At 42.0% G+C, this 1,009-nt stretch carries 1 pseudogene and 1 other annotated feature; the pseudogene reads left to right on the forward strand.

From position 1 onward, the window contains the following. Positions 1-5 precede the first annotated feature (5 nt). Positions 6-970 (forward strand): annotated as a pseudogene (locus FTT94_RS16470) (IS3 family transposase); the annotation flags it as partial. Beyond that, positions 12-128, forward strand: a sequence feature (AL1L pseudoknot). It overlaps the preceding pseudogene by 117 nt. Positions 971-1,009: the final 39 nt, after the last annotated feature.

The following is a 1,009-nucleotide window of genomic DNA, read 5'->3' on the forward strand; positions in this document are numbered from 1 at the left end:
CGTAAAGCAGCCGCTTTTTTCGCCCAGGCGGAGCTCGACCGCCCACACAAATAATGGTGGATTTCATCCATAACAATAAGGCGTTATATGGTGTTGAGGCGATTTGTAGGATTTTACCGATCTCAGCTTCTACCTATTATCGAACACTAGATATTGCTGAAAACCCAGAACATCGAGCAAAGCGAGATCTACATGATTTGCATCATGCTGAACAAATTAAACGAATTTGGAAAGAAAGTTCAGGTCGATATGGTGTACGTAAAGTTTGGCAACAACTGAAACGTGAAGGTTATGTTATTGCACGCTGTACAGTGGTTCGCTTGATGAAGAAGCTAGGTATACAGGGTGTTTGGCGTGGGAAGAATAAATACACCACCCGTAGCCGAGATGATCAAAAAAGAGCGGATGATTTAGTGAAACGTAATTTTACTGCTGATTATCCAAACCCTTGCGAAGCGATGCTTCTCAGGTCGGTGACTTCACGTATATTCAAACTCATTCAGGCTGGGTCTATACCGCCTTTATTATTGATGTGTTCTCACGAGCGATTGTTGGATGGAAAGTATCAACACGTATGAATACAGACATGGTGCTCGATGCACTAGAGCAAGCATTGCATGACCGAGGTATGCCTAAGAATGTGATTCATCATTCAGATAGAGGTGTTCAATATCTTTCAATTCGCTATACCAATCGTTTAGAAGCAGCAAATTTACGAGCATCAGTCGGTACGACCGGTGATTCATACGATAACGCTTTGGCTGAAACAGTGAATGGGTTATACAAAACAGAGGTGATTGAATATTTAAAAGCAGACTGGCAAGGTTTAGCGGATGTACAACTTGCGACATTAAATTGGGTAGATTGGTTCAACAAAAAGCGTGTACACAGCGCATTGGGTTATGTATCGCCTTTTGAGTTTGAAGCAATGTACTATGATAAGATTAACCCGTTAGGTCACGTGGCCTAACTTAAATAAAAATGTCTCCGACAAACCCGGTACGGTTCA

It is taken from the genome of Acinetobacter sp. YH12027 (assembly GCF_013420085.1).
Classification (GTDB): domain Bacteria; phylum Pseudomonadota; class Gammaproteobacteria; order Pseudomonadales; family Moraxellaceae; genus Acinetobacter; species Acinetobacter amyesii.